Annotated in this window: 19 protein-coding genes; 15 read left to right on the forward strand and 4 right to left on the reverse strand. The window is 62.8% G+C overall.

What is annotated here, in order from left to right; genetic code table 11:
• Positions 1-44: 44 nt before the first annotated feature.
• Both E2A64_RS12875 and E2A64_RS12880 read right to left on the reverse strand, forming a co-directional pair.
• Entirely contained in the window at positions 45-773 is a 729-nt protein-coding gene (locus tag E2A64_RS12875; RefSeq protein WP_133284871.1) for a glycerophosphodiester phosphodiesterase, read from the reverse strand.
• Positions 774-777: 4 nt separating this feature from the next.
• A complete protein-coding gene (locus tag E2A64_RS12880) occupies positions 778-1,245 on the reverse strand; it encodes a RidA family protein (protein ID WP_133284872.1) in 468 nt (155 codons plus the stop codon).
• Positions 1,246-1,355: 110 nt separating this feature from the next.
• Between E2A64_RS12880 and E2A64_RS12885 the strand changes: the two genes are divergently transcribed.
• From E2A64_RS12885 to lpxB, 14 genes are all read left to right on the forward strand, one after another.
• A complete protein-coding gene (locus tag E2A64_RS12885) occupies positions 1,356-2,165 on the forward strand; it encodes a cell envelope integrity EipB family protein (protein ID WP_133284873.1) in 810 nt (269 codons plus the stop codon).
• A gap of 196 nt (positions 2,166-2,361) precedes the next feature.
• Positions 2,362-3,144, forward strand: coding sequence for a 30S ribosomal protein S2 (gene rpsB / locus E2A64_RS12890; RefSeq protein ID WP_133284874.1), 783 nt, complete (start codon positions 2,362-2,364; stop codon positions 3,142-3,144).
• Positions 3,145-3,268: 124 nt separating this feature from the next.
• Positions 3,269-4,192, forward strand: a complete 924-nt coding sequence (tsf, locus tag E2A64_RS12895) for a translation elongation factor Ts (RefSeq protein WP_133284875.1) — start codon at positions 3,269-3,271, stop codon at positions 4,190-4,192.
• Positions 4,193-4,296: 104 nt separating this feature from the next.
• On the forward strand, positions 4,297-5,022 hold the full coding sequence (gene pyrH / locus E2A64_RS12900) for a UMP kinase (protein ID WP_133284876.1): 726 nt from the start codon (positions 4,297-4,299) through the stop codon (positions 5,020-5,022).
• Between the two features lie 76 nt (positions 5,023-5,098).
• On the forward strand, positions 5,099-5,659 hold the full coding sequence (frr, locus tag E2A64_RS12905; RefSeq protein ID WP_133284877.1) for a ribosome recycling factor: 561 nt from the start codon (positions 5,099-5,101) through the stop codon (positions 5,657-5,659).
• A 50-nt stretch (positions 5,660-5,709) separates the two neighbouring features.
• Positions 5,710-6,453 carry an isoprenyl transferase gene (locus E2A64_RS12910; protein ID WP_133284878.1) on the forward strand — a complete coding sequence of 248 codons (744 nt, stop codon included), beginning with the start codon at positions 5,710-5,712 and terminating at the stop codon, positions 6,451-6,453.
• Positions 6,453-7,289 carry a phosphatidate cytidylyltransferase gene (locus tag E2A64_RS12915; protein ID WP_133285069.1) on the forward strand — a complete coding sequence of 279 codons (837 nt, stop codon included), beginning with the start codon at positions 6,453-6,455 and terminating at the stop codon, positions 7,287-7,289. The genes E2A64_RS12910 and E2A64_RS12915 overlap by 1 nt, the downstream gene beginning before the upstream one ends.
• A gap of 71 nt (positions 7,290-7,360) precedes the next feature.
• Positions 7,361-8,494 carry an RIP metalloprotease RseP gene (gene rseP, locus E2A64_RS12920; protein WP_133284879.1) on the forward strand — a complete coding sequence of 378 codons (1,134 nt, stop codon included), beginning with the start codon at positions 7,361-7,363 and terminating at the stop codon, positions 8,492-8,494.
• Between the two features lie 197 nt (positions 8,495-8,691).
• Positions 8,692-11,058 carry an outer membrane protein assembly factor BamA gene (bamA, locus tag E2A64_RS12925; RefSeq protein ID WP_133284880.1) on the forward strand — a complete coding sequence of 789 codons (2,367 nt, stop codon included), beginning with the start codon at positions 8,692-8,694 and terminating at the stop codon, positions 11,056-11,058.
• Positions 11,059-11,125: 67 nt separating this feature from the next.
• Positions 11,126-12,190 carry a UDP-3-O-(3-hydroxymyristoyl)glucosamine N-acyltransferase gene (gene lpxD, locus E2A64_RS12930; RefSeq protein ID WP_133284881.1) on the forward strand — a complete coding sequence of 355 codons (1,065 nt, stop codon included), beginning with the start codon at positions 11,126-11,128 and terminating at the stop codon, positions 12,188-12,190.
• The gene (gene fabZ / locus E2A64_RS12935) at positions 12,187-12,657 is read left to right on the forward strand and encodes a 3-hydroxyacyl-ACP dehydratase FabZ (RefSeq protein ID WP_133284882.1); all 471 of its coding nucleotides are present in this window, start codon (positions 12,187-12,189) and stop codon (positions 12,655-12,657) included. Before lpxD ends, fabZ begins: the two co-directional genes overlap by 4 nt.
• Entirely contained in the window at positions 12,654-13,472 is an 819-nt protein-coding gene (gene lpxA / locus E2A64_RS12940; protein ID WP_174235802.1) for an acyl-ACP--UDP-N-acetylglucosamine O-acyltransferase, read from the forward strand. The genes fabZ and lpxA overlap by 4 nt, the downstream gene beginning before the upstream one ends.
• The gene (locus tag E2A64_RS12945; protein WP_133284884.1) at positions 13,433-14,338 is read left to right on the forward strand and encodes an LpxI family protein; all 906 of its coding nucleotides are present in this window, start codon (positions 13,433-13,435) and stop codon (positions 14,336-14,338) included. The genes lpxA and E2A64_RS12945 overlap by 40 nt, the downstream gene beginning before the upstream one ends.
• Positions 14,335-15,513, forward strand: coding sequence for a lipid-A-disaccharide synthase (lpxB, locus tag E2A64_RS12950; protein ID WP_133284885.1), 1,179 nt, complete (start codon positions 14,335-14,337; stop codon positions 15,511-15,513). Before E2A64_RS12945 ends, lpxB begins: the two co-directional genes overlap by 4 nt.
• Before the next feature lie 57 nt (positions 15,514-15,570).
• Here the strand turns inward: lpxB and gltA are convergent, their stop codons facing one another.
• Positions 15,571-16,860: a citrate synthase gene (gene gltA / locus E2A64_RS12955; RefSeq protein WP_133284886.1), complete on the reverse strand. Its 1,290-nt coding sequence runs from the start codon at positions 16,858-16,860 to the stop codon at positions 15,571-15,573.
• 276 nt (positions 16,861-17,136) lie between these two features.
• On the opposite strand from gltA, the gene E2A64_RS12960 reads away from it, so the two are divergent.
• Entirely contained in the window at positions 17,137-19,677 is a 2,541-nt protein-coding gene (locus E2A64_RS12960) for a ComEC/Rec2 family competence protein (RefSeq protein ID WP_133284887.1), read from the forward strand.
• On the opposite strand, the gene lexA is transcribed toward E2A64_RS12960, so the two are convergent.
• Positions 19,658-20,380: a transcriptional repressor LexA gene (gene lexA / locus E2A64_RS12965; RefSeq protein ID WP_133284888.1), complete on the reverse strand. Its 723-nt coding sequence runs from the start codon at positions 20,378-20,380 to the stop codon at positions 19,658-19,660. The genes E2A64_RS12960 and lexA overlap by 20 nt on opposite strands.
• Positions 20,381-20,443: the final 63 nt, after the last annotated feature.

Raw genomic sequence — 20,443 nt, forward strand, 5'->3', positions numbered from 1 at the left:
GCGATGGCGTGTTCGGACCGATCTCGCCACCGCCGGTTTTCGGATCACGCGGCGTCGGGGTCGAAGCCCTCGAACGTCATCTGATCGGCTTCCTGTTCGGTGCGCTCGCGCATGTCGGGCGTGCGAACAGTCCAGGTGATCACCGGCGTTCCGGCTCGTCTCGCTTCGGTGATGAAGCGGTTGGGCATGTGCAGAATGCCGTAGGAGACGAAGTCGAGGCCCAGTTTCATCATCTGCTCGTGCTCGGCGAATTTTTCCTCGCGAATACCCTCGGCGGTCAGGCCGACGGGGTAGGGGCAATCGAGTTCGACAAGTTCCTCGAGCAGCCAGTGATCGAAGGACATGATGGCGACGGGGCCATCATAATCTTCGAGCTCCTCGAGCACGGCTCCGACGAAGCCGTCATCCTCGCCCTTGCGGCCTTTCAGTTCCAGAACGATCGGGACCCGACCGGCGGCGCGGTCGAGCAGTTTTCCGAGCGTCGGGATCGCATCCTTCGTCCGGCCGATACGCTTCATGGCCAGTTCCTGCGACGTCAGGAGGCGCACGTCGTCCTGCAGTCCGCAGAGCCGGCTCAGATCATCGTCGTGGAAGACCACCGGCACGCCGTCGCAGGCAAGTTGCAGATCGCACTCGATGGCGAAATCTCTCTCGATCGCACGGTCGAAGGCCGACAGCGTGTTCTCCCACACCTCGTTGTTCATGTCGTGATAGCCGCGATGCGCGATTGGGCGCGCCGTCAGCCAGTTCAGATCGCCCCTGTACCGGCCCATCTTGTCATTTCACCTCGATGATGGCTTCGATCTCGACAGCGGCATTGAGCGGAAGGCTCGCCATGCCGACCGCGGCGCGCGCATGCTTGCCCGGTTCGCCCAGGATGCCGGCAATCAGGTTCGAGGCACCGTTGAGAACGAGGTGCTGTTCGGTGAAATCCGGCGTCGAGGCGACAAAACCGGTGATCTTGACGACGCGAGCGACTTTTTCCAAATCACCGCCGAGCGCGGCCTTGGCCTGGGCGAGGATGTTGATGGCGCAGATTTCCGCCGCCCTGGCGCCGGCTTCTGTATCCACGTCCCGGCCGCAAAGGCCGCTGGCTGCGAGCTTGCCGTCCTTGAGCGGAAGCTGTCCGGAGATGTAGAGGATGTTGCCTGTCTGGACATAGGGCAGGTAGTTTGCTGCGGGGGCTGCGGCCTCGGGCAGTTCGATCCTGCGTTCGGCGAGCCGTGATGCGATCGTCTCGGACATGATTTCTCCGCTTTTATGCTGGCAATCAGAAGTGGTTGGCGAATACGACCTCGCCAATCCGGGCAATCTCCATATATCATTCGGCTCGGGATTCGACAGGAGCAAAACGCATGCGCTTGATGGTGATGTGCTGGGCCGTACTGGGCGCCGGCCTGACGCCGGCCCTGGCAGGGCCTTCCGATCTGGTGCCGCACCGGGCGGTTTACGATCTTTCGTTGAAGGAAGCCTCCGAGCGCTCCGGCATCGACAATATGCGCGGGCGGATGGTCTACGAGTTCAACGGCTCGCAATGCGACGGCTACACGGTGCAGTTCCGTTTCGTCACGCAGATCGATACGGGCGAGGCGGTGCGTGTGACCGACCAGCAGACCACCACTTACGAGGATATCCGCGACCATCGCTTCGATTTCGTGACCAAGTCCTATGTGAACGATTCGCTGGATCACGAAATCAAGGGGACGGCGAATGTCGAGGGAGCCGACCTCAAGGTCGATCTCGACCAACCGAAGAACGAAGAGATCGACCTGGCGCCGGCATTGTTTCCGACCGAACACCTGCTGGAACTCCTCGACAAGGCCGAAGCCGGCGATACTTTCTACCAGTCGCGCATCTTCGACGGGTCCGACGAGGCCGACGAGTCGCTGATGACGACGACAGTGATCGGCAAGGAACAGGGTGCGGAAGCCGGCGATCCCGAACTTGCGAAAGCCAAGCCGCTCGAAAAGGAGCGGTTCTGGCCGGTCTCGATCTCCTATTTCAACGAGGAAGGCGAGGGCGACGGCCTGCCGATCTATTCGATCGCCTTCAAGCTCTATCGCAACGGGATTACCCGCGACCTGACGATGGATTACGGCGAGTTCGCACTCGAGGGCGAATTGTCCGAACTCGAATATCTCGATACCGAGCCCTGCGCCAACTGAGCAGTTCCCTGGCCGAGATGGCGCTTTCCCGGCCTTGCAGGCTTGCAGTGCCGGGGTTTTTTCTGTATGGCCAGCCGCATTCCACACGCGGAGCATGGGACGGTCCGGGAGAAATCCGGTTCGTTCCGCCGGTGGCGCCTGAATGGTTCGGGCGCTGACGTTCCGCGGAGGTCCAACCGGAAACAGGAGAAAAGGCATGGCATTGCCTGATTTTACCATGCGCCAGCTTCTTGAAGCAGGCGTCCACTTCGGCCACCAGACTCACCGCTGGAACCCGAAGATGAAGCCGTACATCTTCGGCGATCGCAACAATCTTCACATTATCGACCTCGGCCAGACCGTTCCGCTCCTGCACCAGGCGCTGAAGGTCGTCTCCGACACCGTCGCTTCGGGCGGCCGCGTTCTCTTCGTCGGCACCAAGCGTCAGGCAGCCGACATCGTTGCCGATGCGGCCGAGCGTTCGGCCCAGTATTTCGTCAACGCCCGCTGGCTCGGCGGCATGCTGACCAACTGGAAGACCATCTCGAACTCGATCCAGCGTCTGCGCAAGCTCGACGAAATTCTCGGCGGCGACGCCCAGGGTTTCACCAAGAAGGAACGCCTGAACCTCGAGCGCGAGCGTGAAAAGCTGCACCGCGCCCTCGGCGGTATCCGCGACATGGGCGGCACACCGGACCTGATGTTCGTGATCGACACCAACAAGGAATCGATCGCCATCCAGGAAGCCAAGCGTCTCGGCATCCCGGTCGTGGCCGTGATCGATTCCAACTGCGACCCGGACGTCGTCGATTTCCCGATTCCGGGCAATGACGACGCCTCGCGCGCCCTGTCGCTTTACTGCGACCTGATCAGCCGCGCCTGCATCGACGGTATCGCCCGTCAGCAGGGTTCAGCCGGTGTCGACATCGGTGCAGCCGCCGAAGCTCCGGCCGAACAGGCCATCGAGGAAGCTCCGGCCGCCGAAGCCGACAACGCCTGACACACAGGTTTCATACGGTTCCGGCAGTAAGCCTGCCGGGACCGATATCCGTATGGCGCTTTGAGCGCCGATGTTGCGGGCGCGCCGCCAATGGCAGCCCCGCCTATATCTACAAGAGGCAATTATGAGCATTTCCGCTGCGATGGTGAAGGAACTGCGCGAGAAGTCCGGCGCAGGCATGATGGACTGCAAGAAGGCTCTCGAAGAGACCAATGGCGACATGGAAGCGGCCATCGACTGGCTGCGCGCCAAGGGCATCTCGAAGGCTGACAAGAAGGCCGGCCGTACCGCCGCCGAAGGCCTGATCGGCATTGCGTCGGGCGACACCGAAGCCGTCGTCGTCGAAGTCAACTCCGAAACCGACTTCGTGGCCCGCAACGACGCCTTCCAGGCGCTCGTTCGCGATGTGGCGCAGGCCGCTCTTTCGACCGACGGTTCGGTCGAAGCCGTTTCGGCTGCGACCGTCGCTTCTTCGGGCAAGTCGGTCACCGACACCGTCAAGGACGCCGTCGGCCAGATCGGTGAAAACCTCAATTTCCGCCGTTCGGCCAAGCTTTCGGTCGAAGCCGGCGTGGTTGCCACCTACATCCACAACGCCGTTTCCGACAATCTCGGCAAGCTCGGCGTTCTCGTCGCGCTCAAGTCGACCGGCAACACCGATGCCCTGAACGCCATCGGCCGCCAGGTCGCCATGCACGTTGCGGCAACCGCACCGCTGGCTCTCAACAAGGATGCCGTGGACCCGGCCGTCGCCGACCGCGAACGCAATGTCTTCATCGAGCAGGCTCGTGAATCCGGCAAGCCGGAAAACATCATCGAAAAGATGGTCGAAGGCCGCATGCGCAAGTTCTACGAGGAAGTTGCCCTTCTCTCGCAGGCTTTCGTGATCAATCCGGACCAGACCGTCGGCGAAGCCGTCAAGGCCGCTGAAGCCGAAGTCGGCGCTCCGATCGAAGTCACCGGCTTCGTGCGACTCGCCCTCGGCGAAGGCGTCGAGAAGGAAGAGAGCGATTTCGCAGCAGAAGTCGCCGCCGCCGCCAAGGGCTGAGGCGATGCGCGCTACGCGCACAAGCGTTTGAAAACCGAAGGGCATCGCGTGACAACGCGGTGCCCTTCGTGTATCCGGGCTCAAACAGAATGGAAGTAAAAGAGATGACCCAGCCCACCCCCGTCTACAAGCGAGTTCTTCTCAAGGCTTCGGGGGAGGCTCTCATGGGAGAGCAGGGATTCGGGATCGACGTCACCGTCGCTGACCGGATGGCGGGCGACATCGCCGAAGTCCGGGCCATGGGTGTCCAGGTCGGCGTCGTCGTCGGCGGCGGCAACATCTTCCGCGGCGTCGCCGTGGCCTCCAAGGGCGGCGACCGCGTCACCGGCGACCACATGGGCATGCTGGCGACCGTCATCAATGCATTGGCGCTCGCCACGTCGCTGCGCAAGCTCGGCGTCGATTGCGAGGTGCTGTCGGCCATTTCCATGCCGGAAATCTGCCAGAGCTTCTCGCAGCGTGCGGCGCTCCATCACCTGGAGCGCGGCAAGGTGGTCATTTTCGCCGGCGGCACCGGCAACCCGTTTTTCACAACCGATTCGGCGGCAGCGCTTCGCGGTGCCGAGATCGGCGCCCAGGCAATCCTCAAGGGCACCCAGGTGGACGGCATCTATTCGGCCGATCCGAAGAAGGACCCGACGGCTACCCGTTTCGATACGCTGACCCACGAGGAAGTGCTGCAAAAGGGACTTGCCGTCATGGATGTTGCAGCGGTGGCGCTGGCGCGCGAAAATTCCATTCCGATCATCGTGTTCTCGATCCACGAGAAGGGCGCGTTCGCCAAGATCGTCGCCGGCGAGGTTCGCGGCACGATCGTCAAGGACAAGTAGGCCCGGCGGGCGGAGCGAACCGGAAAGGGCTTCGGTTCGCGTAGCGCTCACGGCGGAAGACAGAAGGAAGACAAGCATGAGTGAGGGAATTGATTTCAAGGACATCCAGCGGCGCATGGATGGCGCGATCGCGGCATTCAAGAGCGATCTGGCATCGCTGAGAACCGGCCGTGCGTCGTCCAACCTTCTCGATGTGGTACAGGTCGAGGCCTACGGCTCGAAGATGCCGCTCAACCAGGTGGCCAACGTCACCGTGCCCGAGCCGCGCATGATTTCCGTATCGGTCTGGGACAAGCAGATGGTCGGCGCTGTCGACCGGGCCATCCGCGAGGCCAATCTGGGCTTCAATCCGATCGTCGATGGCCAGAATCTGCGCATTCCGCTGCCGGAGCTCAACGAGGAGCGCCGCAAGGAACTTGTGAAGGTCGCCCACACTTACGCGGAAAACGCCAAGGTTGCCGTGCGTCACGTGCGCCGGGATGGTATGGATGACCTGAAGAAGGCTGAGAAGGACGGCGACATCAGCCAGGACGATCAGCGCCGCGATTCCGATCGCGTCCAGAAGATGACCGACGAGGTGATTACCGAAGTCGACCGTCTGCTGGCCGATAAGGAAAAGGAAATCATGCAGGTCTAGTCGTCCGGCATCCGGGCGTTGGCCAGGGTTCCCGGGAGGAACTGTCGATCATGCAGGGGCTCGACCCGACAAAACTGCCGCGTCACGTCGCCATCATTATGGATGGCAACGGACGCTGGGCGCGTGCGCGCAACCTGCCTCGCACGGCCGGCCACAAGGTCGGGGTCGAGCGCGTGCGCGAGGTGGTGCGGGCCGCGCAGGATTTCGGGATCGAGTATGTAACCCTCTACGCCTTCTCGTCGGAAAACTGGAACCGGCCCAAGGAAGAGGTTTCCGACCTGATGGGGCTGTTGAAGCTCTTCATCAAGCGCGATCTCGACGAACTCCATTCCAACAATGTCCGGGTGCGGGTGATCGGCTGCCGTTCGACGGTGCAGAGCGACATCCGCGCGCTTCTCGACCAGGCTGAGGAGCGGACGCGGGAAAATACCGGGCCGAACCTGGTGATCGCATTCAACTACGGTTCCCGTGACGAGATCGTGCGCGCCGCCAGGGCGCTTGCCGTCGACGTCGCCGAGGGGCGGTTGAAGCCGGAGGATATCAGCGAGGATGCGCTCGACGGCGTGCTCGATACCGCCGGCATTCCCGATCCGGATCTGGTCATACGTACGAGCGGCGAACAGCGGCTTTCCAACTTCCTGCTGTGGCAGGCCGCTTATGCCGAATTCGTGTTCGCGACCTGCCTGTGGCCGGATTTCGATCGTTCGCAGTTCCGCGACGCGCTCGAGGAATATGCCCGTCGTGACCGGCGCTTCGGCGCTGTCCCTGCGCCAGACCTGGCTGTGGGATCATGATGAGCCGAGAGCTGCGGCTCCGAATCATTTCCGCAGTTCTTCTGGCGATCCCGGTTCTGCTGATAACATGGGTCGGCGGGATATGGTTTCGCGGTCTGTCGGCATTGCTCGGGCTGTTGATCTATTATGAGTTCTCCACCATTACCGATCTCGCCACGCGCGAGCCGGCGGAGCGAATCGTCGGCTGGGTGACCGTCGCGCTTGCGGCGGTCCTGGTGGTCATCGCCTGGCCCGCCTACGCGCTGGCTGCCGTCGTGATCGGCGCGCTGATTGCCGCGCTGCCGGCGTGGCGCAACCGCACGGCTCCGTGGGCGGCCGTCGCAATCGTCTATTCCGGACTGTTCGCCATTGCCCTTGCGGGCCTGCGCGGCGTCGGGATCTACGGGCTCTACGCGATGCTCTTCATCATCGCCATCGTCTGGGCCACCGACATCCTTGCCTATTTTTGCGGCCGGGCCATCGGCGGCAGGAAGCTCGCGCCATCCATCTCGCCGGGCAAGACCTGGTCCGGCGCGATCTTCGGCACGGTTGCAGGCGTTGGTGCCGGGCTCGCGGTGGCGCTGACGCTGCGACAGGGCGGCGGCTTTTCCGTCCCGATCATCGCACTCGTTCTCTCGATCGCCTCGCAATGCGGCGACCTGTTCGAGAGCTGGGTCAAGCGCCGGTTCAAGGTGAAGGATTCGAGCCGGCTCATTCCCGGCCATGGCGGCGTGATGGATCGTGTCGACGGCCTTGTCTTTGCCGCTTTTGCAGCTTTTATATTAGCAGTTGCGTTGCCGCCGCTGACATCCGGCCAGGCAAGTGGGGAGCTTGCCGCAAGGTTGCTCGGTAATTAAGGGCAGCGTGAAGCATTTGGATTGCCAGTCCGTCGCCATGGTGTCGGCGGTTGGGAGACAGGACGGGACCTATGGAATTTCTCACCAGTATCTGGGGTTTGCTCACCGGATACATCCTGCCGTTTCTGATCGTTCTTACGATCGTCGTGTTCTTCCACGAGCTTGGCCACTATCTGGTGGGCCGCTGGTGCGGTATTCGCGCGCAGGCCTTTTCGGTCGGTTTCGGCGCCGAACTGATCGGGTTTAACGATCGCCACGGCACGCGCTGGAAGATCTGCGCCATCCCGCTCGGCGGCTATGTGAAGTTTCTGGGCGACGAGAATGCGGCCAGCGTTCCCGATGCCGATGCCGTCAGCCGGATGTCCGACGCGGAAAGGGCGCAATCCTTCCCCGGTGCTTCGCTGTGGCGCCGGGCGGCGACGGTCGCCGCCGGTCCTGTCGCCAATTTCATTCTCGCCATTGCGATCTTTGCCGTCTTCTTCAGCTTGAACGGCCGGATGATCGCCGACCCGGTTGTCGCCGAAGTCCGGCCCGAGAGTGCCGCCGCCGCCGCCGGTCTGCTGCCGGGCGACCGCTTCGTTTCCATCGACGGGGAGGCCATGCGCACCTTCGAGGATGTGCGTCGCTATGTGGCGCCGCGTCCGGGCGTGCCGATGGATCTGACCATCGAGCGGGACGGGCAGATGATCGACGTCGAGCTGACGCCGGTGCGTACCGAGATCGAGGACGAGTTCGGCAACAAGATGGAAGTCGGCCAGATCGGCGTGGTGACAAACCGCGACAGCGGCGATTTCCGCGTCGAGCACTACACGCCGGTGGAGGCCGTGGGCGAGGGCGCCAAGGAGAGCTGGTTCATCGTCGCCCGCACTTTCGGCTACATCAAGAACATCATCGTGGGGCGTGAGAAGGCCGACCAGCTCGGCGGCCCGATTCGGGTCGCCCAGGTTTCGGGCCAGATGGCGACGCTCGGATGGGTGGCGCTCATCCAGCTTGCGGCGGTGCTTTCCGTGTCCATCGGGCTGCTCAATCTGATGCCGGTTCCGATGCTCGACGGTGGACATTTGGTCTTCTATGCCATAGAGGCGGTCTTGGGTCGGCCACTGGGCGACGCCACCATGGAGTGGGCGTTCAGAATCGGTCTCACGGCTGTCGTGTCGTTGATGTTGTTCGCCACCTGGAACGACGTCAGTATGTTGATCGGCTAGGAATCGGGGACCGTTCCTTAGTGGGTTGTTAAGCTTAAAGAAAAGCAGGCGTGGCGTTTTGGTCACGACTGCAGACGAAGTAAACAGAAATTAACCAGCAGTCTTGCTTGTGGGTTAAAAGCAGTTAAAACGGCTCTTGAGTGACTCAGGGCGAGCTCTCGCTGCCGGGGACATTGGGTAAAAAGGTAAGCAGATTCATGAAGGCCGGTTCAAATCTCTTGAACGCAGTGTCGGCGGTTGCGCTGTCGGCAGGTATTGTCGTCTCCGGAGCAGGCATCGCGACCCTCTCTGCGGTTGCAGTCGCCGAGGCGGCAGTCATCAACCGGATCGAAGTCCGCGGCAATGAACGCGTCGATGCTTCTACCGTCCGCAACAATGTCACCATTCAGCCGGGGACGTCGTTCGACAACAACGACATCGACGAATCGGTCAAGCGGCTGTTCTCGACCGGCCTGTTCTCCGACGTTCGCATCAGCGTGTCGGGTGGAGCGCTGATCGTCTCGGTTTCGGAAAACCAGATCGTCAACCAGGTCGTTTTCAACGGCAACAAGAAGCTCAAGGACGAGCAGCTGAAGCGCGTCGTGCAGATGCAGCCACTGGGTGCCTATAACGAGGAAATCCTCCAGGCCGACGTCGAGTCCATCAAGGAAGCCTACAACGCCATCGGTCGCTCCGATGCGACGGTGAGTACGCGTCTGGTTCCGGTCAATGGCGGCCGCGTGAACATCGCTTTCGAAATCAACGAAGGCGACCGTACCAAGATCTCGGCGATCAATTTCGTCGGCAACCAGGCTTTCGGCGATGGCCGTCTGGCTGATGTCATTGCCACCAAGCGTTCGGGCCTCCTGTCGTTCCTGACCCGCAAGGACGTGTACGACGAAGACAAGCTGCGCGCCGACGAAGAGCTGCTGCGCCGCTTCTACTACAATCACGGCTACGCCGATTTCCGCGTTCTCTCCTCCTTCGCGGAGCTCGACGAGGCGCGCAACGAGTATGTCGTGACGATCACCGTCGAGGAAGGCGAACGCTATACCTTCGGTGACATCAACATCGAATCGACGGTTTCGGGGCTGAACACGGAAGAGCTTCGCGGCCTTCTGGAAACCCGCTCGGGCAACGTCTACAGCGCGGAAGACGTCGAGGACTCGATCCTCGCCATTTCCGACCGCGTGGCCGGCATGGGCTATCCCTTCGCGCAGGTTACACCGCGCGGCGACCGCGACTTCGCCAACCGCACCATTTCGGTGACCTATCTCGTCGATGAAGGCACCCGTGCCTATGTCGAGCGCATCGAGATCATCGGCAACACCCGGACCCGCGACTACGTGATCCGCCGCGAGTTCGATCTCGCCGAAGGTGACGCGTTCAACCAGGTTCTGGTGCGCCGCGCCAAGAAGCGCCTTGAATCGCTCGGCTTCTTCGAAACGGTCGACATCTCGACCCGTCCGGGTACCGAGCCCGATCGCGTGATCCTCGTGGTCAACGTCAAGGACCAGCCGACCGGCGAATTCGGTATCGGTGGCGGTTATTCGAACACCGACGGTTTCTCCGCCACTCTCGACATTACCGAGAAGAACTTCCTCGGTCGCGGCCAGTTCATCCGCGGTTCGATCGGCAAGGGCGAAGATACCCAGACCTACTCGGTTTCGTTCACCGAACCCTACTTCCTCGGTTACCGTCTGGCCGCAGGCTTCGACGTCTACAAGAACGAGGATTCGAGCTTCGACGGCTTCAACCGTATCGACCAGGGCGTGAACCTGCGTATCGCGGCTCCGATCACCGAAGATCTCTCCGCTTCGCTTGCCTACAAGCTGAACCAGACGGACTACGACGGCGAATCTCCTGATCCTGATGATTTCAACAGTAATCCGTTCTTCAATACGGTTGACGCGGGCGATCGCATCACCTCGTCGCTGACTGCCGGTCTGTCCTTCAACACGCTTGATGACAACCAGCTGCCCCGCGAAGGCATCGCGGCCCGTTTTGCGTTGGAATATGCCGGTCTCGGCGGGGACGCCGAATATATCAAGGCGACCGCCAAGGCGACCTATTTCCAGATGCTCAGCGAAAGCCAGGACATCATCGGTTCGGTGTCCGTCGGCGCCGGTCATGTCGTCAGCACGGGCGATGACCTGAACGTCTTCGACCACTTCTTCCTCGGCCAGGACGTGATCCGCGGCTTCGACAGCCGAGGCTTCGGCCCGCGTCTGCAGGAGGGTGGCAAATTCTTGGAATCCGCCGGTGGCACGACCTATTTCAACGGTTCGCTGGAAGTTTCGGCGCCGCTGCCGCTCATCTCGCGTGATCTCGGCCTGCGCATGAACGTCTTTACCGATGCCGGTACGCTCTTCGGCAACGACATTGCCGCAGCCGATTTGAGCTGTGGCGGATGTACTCCTCAGACCGTTGTCGGCGCGGACCTTGAATTCCGTGCGTCTGTCGGTGTCGGCCTGACCTGGGCTTCTCCGTTCGGCCCGCTGCGCATTTATTACGCAGAGCCGGTCGTCAAGGAAAAGTTCGACGAAACCAAGAAGATCGGCTTCGGAGCGTCCACCCGCTTCTAAGAGGCCGGGCAGGCGTCGCGAACTTCGTCGCGGCGCACATGCCTTCTATCACTGCACTGGTCCACATATGGCCCCCAACAATTATTTTTCCGGTTCCGCAGGCCTGAGCATTTCTCATCTGGCCGAAGCTTGCGGAGCCGATCTCGTTCGTCCGGAAATGGGCGAGACGCAGATTTTCCGCATAGCCCCGCTGGCGCGTGCCGCCGAGGGTGAAGTCACTTTCATCAAGTCGCGCAGGTCGCTGGAGCAGTTGGAGAAATCGGCCGCCTCGGCCGTCTTCTGCACGGAAGCCCTTGCTGACAAGGTCCCGACGCAGACCGCGGCGCTCGTCGTCGGAAATCCGGAATCCGCTTTCGCGATTGCCGCCGCACTTCTCTATCCGGAAGCCATGAATCTCGTTCGCATCACGAGCGAGAGCGGGATTTCGCCCCACGCGGTGATCGACCCCGAGGCCCGGCTCGAGGAGAACGTCACCGTCGAGGCCGGCGCGGTAATCGGCCGTGATGTCGAGATCGGATCCGGTTCGGTCGTTCTGGCCAATGCGGTTATCGGTCCGGGCACGCGGATCGGCCGTGACTGCACGATCGGGGCCAATGCCTCGATCCTTCATTCGCTCATCGGTAATCGCGTCATCATTCACGCCGGTGTGCGGCTTGGCGGCGACGGCTTCGGCTATGCCGCAGGTGCCCGGGGGCTGGCGAAGCTGCCGCAGGTCGGGCGCGTGGTGATCCAGGACGATGTCGAGATCGGGGCCAATACGGCGGTGGATCGCGGCGCGATGGATGATACGGTGATCGGCGAAGGTACCAAAATCGACAATCTGGTTCAGATTGGCCACAATGTGCGCATCGGTCGCCATTGTGCGCTCGCTGGTACCATCGGGATTGCCGGAAGTGCGACAATCGGCGACGGAGTGATGATCGGTGGGGGCACCGGCATCAACGGCCATATATCAATTGGCGACGGCGCGGTGATTGCCGGCTTTACGGGCGTTCACGGCGATGTGCCGGCGGGCGCGCAGTGGGGCGGCATACCGGCCAGGCCCTTGCGCGGTGTTATTCGCGACGGGCTGGAAGCGATCGCGCGCGCCAAGCAACTCGAGACCGGGAAGAAGGGCAGGACCGAACAATGACGGACACGCCGAAAAGCGAGCTGGGAACAGCCGATATCCTTGAAATCATGCAGCTTCTGCCGCATCGCTATCCCTTTCTGCTGATCGACAGGATCATCGAGATCGACGGCGACAATTCGGCCATCGGCATCAAGAACGTGACGATGAACGAGCCGCATTTCACCGGCCATTTCCCGAACAACCCGATCATGCCCGGCGTTCTCATCATCGAGGGCATGGCACAGACCGCCGGCGCCATCTGTGCGCGTATTTCCGGTGGCGGCGCGAAGAACGTGTTCTTCATGACGATCGACAATGCCCGCTTCCGCAAGCCGGTCGTGCCGGGTGACCAGATCGAGTTTCACGTCACCAAGATCAAGCAGCGCGGCAATATCTGGAAATTCCATTGCGACGCCATGGTCGGCGGCATGAAGGCCGCCGAGGCGGATGTCGGTGCAATGCTCGCCGAACAGGAAGGCGACGCATAATGACAATCGCTGCAAGCGCCCGTATTCACCCCAGTTCCATTGTCGAGGACGGCGCGACCATCGGCGAAAATGTTACGATCGGTCCCTTCTGCCTCATCGGCTCGAAGGTCACCATCGGCAACAACACCAGGATCATGAGCCATGTGGTCATCGAAGGCCGCACGACAATCGGCGAGGGCGGTCACGTCTTCCCGCAGGCCGTGCTCGGCTGCGCGCCGCAGAACGTCCATTACAAGGGTGAGGATACCGAACTCGTCATCGGCAGGAACTGCGTCATCCGCGAAGGGGTGACGATGCATCCCGGCATGCCCGCCCATGGCGGCAAGACGACGGTTGGCGACAATGGCCTGTTCCTGGCCTATTCCCATGTCGCCCATGATTGCCATGTCGGCGACAACGTCATTCTCTCCAACAATGTGATGCTGGCCGGTCACGTCACCATCGGCGATCGCGTCATCATGGGCGGCGGTGCCGCGATCCAGCAGTTCAGCCAGGTCGGCCATCACGCGTTCATCGGCGGCTTGTCGGCGGTCACCGCTGACGTTATTCCCTATGGCATGGTCAATGGCGGTCCGGCCTATCTGGGCGGCCTCAACGTCGTGGGGATGAAGCGCAGTGGCATGGACCGTGCGGCGATCCATGAGGTTCGCAACGCATTCAAGGCTATCTTCGAGACTGCGCCGACCATCAAGGACGGCGTGGAGCAGATCAAATCCGCCGGCATCTCCAATCCGGCCATCGCCGACATCGTCGCCTTCATCGAAAGCGATCGCAAATGCGGACTGACTTCGCCGGCCCGGAGCCACAAGAACTGACCGCCGCCTGCGAGAGGGGCCGTCTGGCCCTTATCTGCGGCTATGGCCGCATGCCGGTCGAGGTGGCCCAGGCCGCGCGGGCTTCGGGCGACGAGCCGGTTATCGTGGCGCTCAGGAACGAGGCCGACCAGGATTGGGCCGGCTTCACGCACGAGCCTTTCTCCATCGGCGACCTGAGCGGCATAAGCCGGTTTTTCCGCAGGCATGGTGTGGGCCGCCTGATCATGACCGGCGGGGTGCGCCATCGCCCTGAACTGCGCGAGCTGCGGCCGACCTGGAAGACGCTCGGCCAGGCAGGAAACGTCATCCGCGCCCTGGCCGGTGCCGGTGACGACAAGATCCTGCGTATCGCCATCAGTCTGTTCGAGGCCGAGGGTGTCGAGGTCATCGGCGCCCACGAGGTCGTGCCAGGTCTTCTTGCCTCTCCCGGCGCGCTCGGTTCGGTGCGCCCCACCGATGCCCACCGCAAGGATATCGCCGTCGCGCGTGAAGCAGCCCTGGCGCTGGGCGATCTCGATATCGGCCAGGGGGCGGTAGCCGTCGCGGGCCGGGTCGTGGCGCTCGAAGGCCCTGAGGGGACGGACGGCATGCTTGCGCGTGTGGCCGACATGCGTGCGAGCGGCCGTATCAGCCGCCGGCATCAGGGCGTTCTCGTGAAGATGTGCAAGCCGGCGCAGGACATGCGCGCCGACCTTCCGTCGATCGGGCCGGGAACGGTGCAGGGCGCGAAGGCTGCGGGACTTGCAGGGATCGCCATCGAGGTCGGCCGGGCGCTCGTTCTCGAACGTGACGTAGCGATTGCCGCAGCCGACGAGGCGGGTCTGTTCATCACTGGCATCGACGCACGCGAGGATGTCCGCACATGATCGGCCGGCTCGCCATCATCGCGGGAGAACATTCCGGTGATCTGCTGGGGGCGGGCCTTGTCCGGGCGCTCGGAGAGAAGCAGGGCCATGCGCCCGAACTTTTCGGCGTCGGCGGACCGGCGCTCGAAGCGGAAGGTCTCGACAGCCTGTTCGATTATTCCGAGCTCTCGCTGATGGGCATCAGCGCGGTTCTGGCAAAACTGCCGTCCTTGATCCGGCGCATCCGGCAGACGGCGGACGCGATCATAGCGGAGCGGCCCGATTGCCTTGTGATCGTCGACAGTCCGGATTTCACCCACCGGGTGGCCAGACGGGTTCGCAATGCGCTGCCGGATCTGCCGATCATCAATTATGTCTGTCCCACCGTGTGGGCCTGGAAGCCCGGCCGCGCCAGGGCCATGACCGGCTATATCGACCATGTGCTCGGCGTTTTTCCGTTCGAGCCCGAGGTGGTGATGGAACTGGGTGGCCCGCCGCTGACCTATGTGGGGCATCGCCTGACCGGACTGCCGGGTCTTCAAGCTGCAAGGGACGCGCAGATGAAGCGGCACGGCAGCTTTCCCGGAAAGGAGACGCCGGCGACCTGCTTGCTGCTGCCGGGGTCGCGGCGTGGCGAGATTTCGCGGCTTGCAGACGATATCGGCAGGTCGGCGGAGGTGCTCAAGGAACGACTCGGCGCCTATGTGCGCTTTGTGCTTCCCGTCGCGCCGGGTCGAGAGGAGATGATCGCGGAGACGACGGCCAGATGGTCCTTCGAGGTGGAGACCGTCGTCGGCGACGACGCCAAGTGGGACGCGTTCGGCAAGGCCGACGTGGCGATCGCCGCGTCAGGCACGGTGCTTCTGGAACTTGCCCTTGCCGGCATACCCGCCATCTCGCTCTACCGGCTCGATTTCATCGCCAGCCAGATTGCGCCGCATGTGATCAAGACCTGGTCGGCGGCTCTGCCGAACCTGATTGCCGACCGGGTGATCGTGCACGAATATCTCCAGGACCAGATCCGTCCCGAGCGTATCGGGCGGCTGGCATGGCAGCTCGTCACGGATGAACGGACCCGCGCCGCCGTGCTGGCCGATCTCGACATCGTCTATCGCGAGATGGCGGTGGAACGGCCGCCTGAGGAAAACGCGGCCGAGACTGTTCTCGCAGTCGTCGACCAGCTGAAAAATCCCTGAAAGACAAAGAAAAAGGCGCCCTGGGGCGCCTTGATCACTATTGGCTTGCCGTCAGGATCAACGCTTGTTGATCGGCACATATTCGCGCTTGGGCGAACCGGTGTAGAGCTGACGTGGCCGGCCGATCTTCTGGTTCGGATCCTCGATCATCTCGCTCCACTGGGCGATCCAGCCGACGGTGCGGGCGAGGGCGAAGAGCACGGTGAACATGGTGGTCGGGAAGCCCAGCGCCTTGAGCGTGATGCCCGAATAGAAATCGATATTCGGGTAGAGCTTCTTCTCGATGAAGTACTCGTCGGTCAGCGCGATCTTTTCGAGTTCCATCGCCACGTCGAGAAGCGGATCGTCCTTGATGCCGAGTTCGCCGAGCACCTCGTGGGTAGTGCGCTGCATGATCTTGGCGCGGGGATCGTAGTTCTTGTAGACGCGGTGACCGAAGCCCATCAGGCGGAACGGATCGTTCTTGTCCTTGGCCCGGGCCACAAATTCCGGGATCTTGTCGACCGAACCGATCTCGGAGAGCATGTTGAGCGCGGCTTCGTTGGCACCGCCATGCGCCGGGCCCCAGAGGCAGGCAATGCCGGCCGCGATGCAGGCGAACGGATTGGCGCCCGACGAACCGGCGAGGCGCACGGTCGAGGTCGAGGCGTTCTGCTCGTGGTCGGCATGAAGGATGAAGATGCGATCCATGGCGCGCGAGAGCACCGGATTGACCTCGTATTCCTCGCACGGCACGGCAAAGCACATGCGCAGGAAGTTCGACGCATAGTCGAGATCGTTCTTCGGATAAACGAAGGGCTGGCCGATATGGTATTTGTAGGCCATGGCCGCGATCGTAGGCATCTTGGCGATCATGCGCATGGAGGCGACCATGCGCTGGTGCGGATCGGTGATGTCGGTGGAGTCGTGATAGAAGGCCGAGAGCGCGCCGACGCAACCGCACATGACGGCCATCGGGTGGGCGTCGCGGCGGAAGCCGGTGAAGAAGCGGCTCATCTGCTCGTGAACCATCGTATGGCGGGTCACGCGGTAGTCGAAGTCGGACTTCTGGGTGGCGGTCGGCAGTTCGCCGTAGAGAAGCAGGTAGCAGACTTCCAGGAAGTCGCCCTGTTCGGCGAGCTGGTCGATCGGATAGCCGCGGTGAAGCAGCATGCCGGCGTCGCCATCGATATAGGTGATCTTGGATTCGCACGACGCGGTGGAGGTGAAGCCCGGATCATAGGTGAACGCACCGGTCTGCTTGTAGAGCGAGGCGATGTCGACGACATCCGGCCCGATCGTGCCCTCGCGGATAGGCAGGTCGATGTCCTTGCCTTCGAGGTTCAGTTTTGCGGTATTGTCGGCCATGGCGTCCTCCTGAAGATAGCGCGCCTGCGCTGCGAGCAGCTGGCGCGCTTGGTCAACTGTCACCGGTTAGCTATATGATTTCCATTGCGATGCCAAGCTATCCGGATCGCTAATTGTGCGATGCGGCATAGACCTTTCGGCGCAAAGTCTTACACATGAAGTTTTGAGCCGACCGAAAGTTGCATCGGGGGTTGCGGGTTGTCTGACGCCTGCTCCTGATGCTCTGGGTTGTATTTTTCCGGCTTTGAAGTCTATGCTGATATCGGGCGGTGCGGCATGGACGATGGCGGCAATACGCAGGCTGCGGAGAGCGGGGTGGCTGACGGTGTGCTCATCGGGGCGCAACGTGAATATCCGCTGTTGCCCGTCGACCAGTATTCCCGAGAGATGTCGCGTACGGCGCGGCCCGCCGGTGGCCGATCCCTGGCGCGCGGGCTTGCCGGCGAAGAGCCCCTCGAGGTGTTATGGGAGCGGGAGCGCCCGCATGGGGTGCTGCTGCTTCTTTTTGCGGTATCCCTGGCGCTCGGGGCGGCGATTTACCAGTCGCTTGCCCGCGAACCACCGTCGATCCCCCTCGCGATCATGTTCGTCATCCTGCTGGCCGGAGCGCTCTGGTCGCGAAACAGCGGCAGTTCGGTCTTTCCGTGTCTCCTGCTTCTCAGTGCCCTCGTTGGCGGCATAATCGCAGGGCGGATCGAGACGGTGAACGGCCCCGTTCTGCTCGACGCTCCGGTCACGACGACCGTCACGGGGACGGTGCTCGGCCGCGAGATCGACGAGGGCGGACGGGTGCGTTATCTGCTCGCGGTCCTGCGGACCGAAGATCCCGAACTCAAGCGCGCGCCGACCAGCGTGCGGATGACCGTCTCCGGCAGCCACCAGCCTTACGACACGGGCAGCCTCGTGACCGGGCGCGGCAGGTTGTCGCCCCCTTCAGGACCGGCCTGGCCGGGCGGATACGATTTTGCCCGCGCCGCCTACGCGCAGAAGATCGGAGCCTTCGGCTTCTTCTACCGCGCGCCGGTCGTTTCAGCCGGAAATGCGGATGCGCCCGCCGAAGAAACGCTTCTCGCGAGGCTGGCCGGCTGGGTCGTTGGCATCCGGGCGGGCATCTCGCAGCGCGTCCGCTCGACCGTTCCCGGTGATCCGGGCGCGCTGATCGCGGCGCTGACGGTGTCGGACAGGCGCGGCATCAGCGAGGCGACCGTCGAGACGCTGCGCGCCACCGGGCTTGCGCATATCCTCGCCATTTCCGGCCTGCACATGGCGCTTGCGGCGGGGACCTTCTTCCTCGGACTGCGCAAGCTGGCAGCCCTGTCGCCGCGGCTCGTCGAGCGCTATCCGGTGAAGAAGGCCGCAGCGCTTGCCGCGATCCTGATCGCCACGAGCTATCTCGCGATATCCGGGGCAGGGGTCGCCACCCAGCGCGCCTGGCTGATGATGACGGTGATGTTCCTGGCGGTGATCGTCGACCGTCCGGCCTTGACGCTGCGCAACGTGGCGCTTGCCGCCATAGTGATCCTGCTCGTTTCGCCCTCGGCGGTCGTTTCCCCCGGCTTCCAGATGTCGTTTGCCGCCACCATTGCGCTGATTGCCACCTATGGCGCCTGGAGCCGTTACCGGCGCGGCGGCGATAAACGTGCAAGCCTCGCGGCGCGCCTGCTGCCCGGGTTTGCCGTCACGCTCATGCGCGGGCTTGCGGGGCTTGCGGTCACGTCGCTGGTGGCGGGGCTGGCGACGGGCCTGTTTGCCGCCTGGCATTTCCACCGCGTCGCCGGTTTCGGCTTGCTCGCCAATCTGCTCGCCATGCCGCTCGTTTCCTTCGTCGTCATGCCGGCGGGGCTCGTGGCGATGCTTGCCATGCCGTTGGGGCTCGATCACTGGCCGCTCGTCATCATGGGCAAGGGGCTTGAATGTGTCATGGATGCCGCGCGGCTGGTCGAAGGTCTCGGAGGCAACATGACCACGGGGCAGATCGGCTTTGCCGCGCTCGTCTCGGCCACGGCGGGCTTTCTTCTGCTGAGCCTGCTTCACACACGCCTGCGGCTTGCGGGGCTCGTGCCTCTCCTGGCGGGAGTTGCGCTGACATTGCCGCTCTTTGCCCCCGAGCCTCCGGATCTCGTGGTCAGCGAGGACGGGCGGCTCGTCGGTATCGTCGGCGTTGCGGCAATTGCCACGAATGCGGGCCGCCCGCCGGAATTCATCTTCGAACAGTGGCAGCGCGCCTGGCGCAGGGAGAGCCATCTTCAGCCGCTCGGCTCCGTGGCGGTGCCGGAAGATGCGCATGCGGCCCTGCGCGCACTCGCCGGTCAGGCGACCCGAACGCCCAACCGTTTCATCTGCAGTTCGCGGAGCCGCTGCGTGTCCTCGGTCGCGGGACGTCTCGTCATGGCTCTCGGCGAACCTGCCGACATGGGGGCGGGGTGCGATCTCGCCGATATCGTCATTCTGGCGGCAGCCATTCGCAGTCCGGCCTGTCTGTCAGGTGCGAAACTCTTCACCGCCCGCACCTTGCGGGAGACCGGTGCGCTCGCCATTCGTTTTGAAGACAGAGCCCGGATGGAGGTCGAGACGGCACTCGGCGGCAGGGTTCGTCCCTGGACCGTGCAGCGCCATTATGACTGGCGGGAAGACGGTTTTGTGCTGCCGGACGAAGCCGCGGCCCGCGCGATAACCGCGCGCGGCGACATGGAGCGTGGTGTGTTGGTCACCGGCGAGGCTGCCGGAGCAGGCGTGAAAAAGCCGGCGGACAGACTGCCCGCCGGCGAAGCGATTTCAAGCCCGGCCGAGCCGAGCCTCAGTGGTAGCGGCGAATGAGGCCCACCAGCTTGCCCTGCACCTTCACGCGATCCGGGCCGAAGATGCGGGTCTCATACTCCGGATTGGCTGCTTCAAGCGCGATCGAGGCGCCCTTGCGGCGGAAGCGCTTGAGCGTGGCTTCCTCTTCGTCCACCAGCGCGACGACGATGTCGCCCGGATTGGCGGTATTGGCATTGCGAATGATCACCGTGTCGCCGTCGAAAATGCCGGCCTCGATCATCGAGTCGCCCTTGACCTCGAGCGCATAATGTTCGCCAGCGCCAAGCATTTCGATGGGCACTGCCACATCATGGGTATTGTTCTGGATCGCGGAGATCGGCACACCGGCGGCAATCCGGCCCATCATGGGCACATGGCCGGTCTGCGGGCCTTCGTCATTCGCCGCAGCCGACGGTTTTGCAATGGCAACCGGCTCGGGCTTTCCGCGGCTGCCTTCGATGACGCTCGGCGAGAAACCGCGGCGCGGCTGCAACGAGGTCTGGTAGCTGTCAGGCAGCTTGATGACTTCCAGCGCTCGCGCCCTGTTGGGCAGACGGCGGATGAAGCCGCGTTCCTCGAGTGCGGTGATCAGACGGTGAATGCCGGACTTGGAGGCAAGATCGAGCGCATCCTTCATCTCGTCGAAGGAAGGCGGAATCCCCGTCTCCTTCATGCGTTCATGGATAAAAAGCAGAAGTTCCTGCTGCTTGCGCGTCAACATGGCCGAGATACCTCTTGCCGAATCTTTGAAACAAAACCGGAACAATCATTACATGTTCCTTTT

Origin of the sequence: Pseudohoeflea suaedae (assembly GCF_004354915.1) — a bacterium.
In the GTDB taxonomy this organism is placed as follows: Bacteria; Pseudomonadota; Alphaproteobacteria; order Rhizobiales; family Rhizobiaceae; genus Pseudohoeflea; species Pseudohoeflea suaedae.

Coding starts and splice junctions, on each gene's coding strand:
- E2A64_RS12875 (WP_133284871.1), bottom strand. CDS start 773: ATGGGCCGGTACAGGGGCGATCTGAACTGGCTGACGGCGCGCCCAATC.
- E2A64_RS12880 (WP_133284872.1), bottom strand. CDS start 1,245: ATGTCCGAGACGATCGCATCACGGCTCGCCGAACGCAGGATCGAACTG.
- E2A64_RS12885 (WP_133284873.1), top strand. CDS start 1,356: ATGCGCTTGATGGTGATGTGCTGGGCCGTACTGGGCGCCGGCCTGACG.
- rpsB (WP_133284874.1), top strand. CDS start 2,362: ATGGCATTGCCTGATTTTACCATGCGCCAGCTTCTTGAAGCAGGCGTC.
- tsf (WP_133284875.1), top strand. CDS start 3,269: ATGAGCATTTCCGCTGCGATGGTGAAGGAACTGCGCGAGAAGTCCGGC.
- pyrH (WP_133284876.1), top strand. CDS start 4,297: ATGACCCAGCCCACCCCCGTCTACAAGCGAGTTCTTCTCAAGGCTTCG.
- frr (WP_133284877.1), top strand. CDS start 5,099: ATGAGTGAGGGAATTGATTTCAAGGACATCCAGCGGCGCATGGATGGC.
- E2A64_RS12910 (WP_133284878.1), top strand. CDS start 5,710: ATGCAGGGGCTCGACCCGACAAAACTGCCGCGTCACGTCGCCATCATT.
- E2A64_RS12915 (WP_133285069.1), top strand. CDS start 6,453: ATGAGCCGAGAGCTGCGGCTCCGAATCATTTCCGCAGTTCTTCTGGCG.
- rseP (WP_133284879.1), top strand. CDS start 7,361: ATGGAATTTCTCACCAGTATCTGGGGTTTGCTCACCGGATACATCCTG.
- bamA (WP_133284880.1), top strand. CDS start 8,692: ATGAAGGCCGGTTCAAATCTCTTGAACGCAGTGTCGGCGGTTGCGCTG.
- lpxD (WP_133284881.1), top strand. CDS start 11,126: ATGGCCCCCAACAATTATTTTTCCGGTTCCGCAGGCCTGAGCATTTCT.
- fabZ (WP_133284882.1), top strand. CDS start 12,187: ATGACGGACACGCCGAAAAGCGAGCTGGGAACAGCCGATATCCTTGAA.
- E2A64_RS12945 (WP_133284884.1), top strand. CDS start 13,433: ATGCGGACTGACTTCGCCGGCCCGGAGCCACAAGAACTGACCGCCGCC.
- lpxB (WP_133284885.1), top strand. CDS start 14,335: ATGATCGGCCGGCTCGCCATCATCGCGGGAGAACATTCCGGTGATCTG.
- gltA (WP_133284886.1), bottom strand. CDS start 16,860: ATGGCCGACAATACCGCAAAACTGAACCTCGAAGGCAAGGACATCGAC.
- E2A64_RS12960 (WP_133284887.1), top strand. CDS start 17,137: ATGGACGATGGCGGCAATACGCAGGCTGCGGAGAGCGGGGTGGCTGAC.
- lexA (WP_133284888.1), bottom strand. CDS start 20,380: ATGTTGACGCGCAAGCAGCAGGAACTTCTGCTTTTTATCCATGAACGC.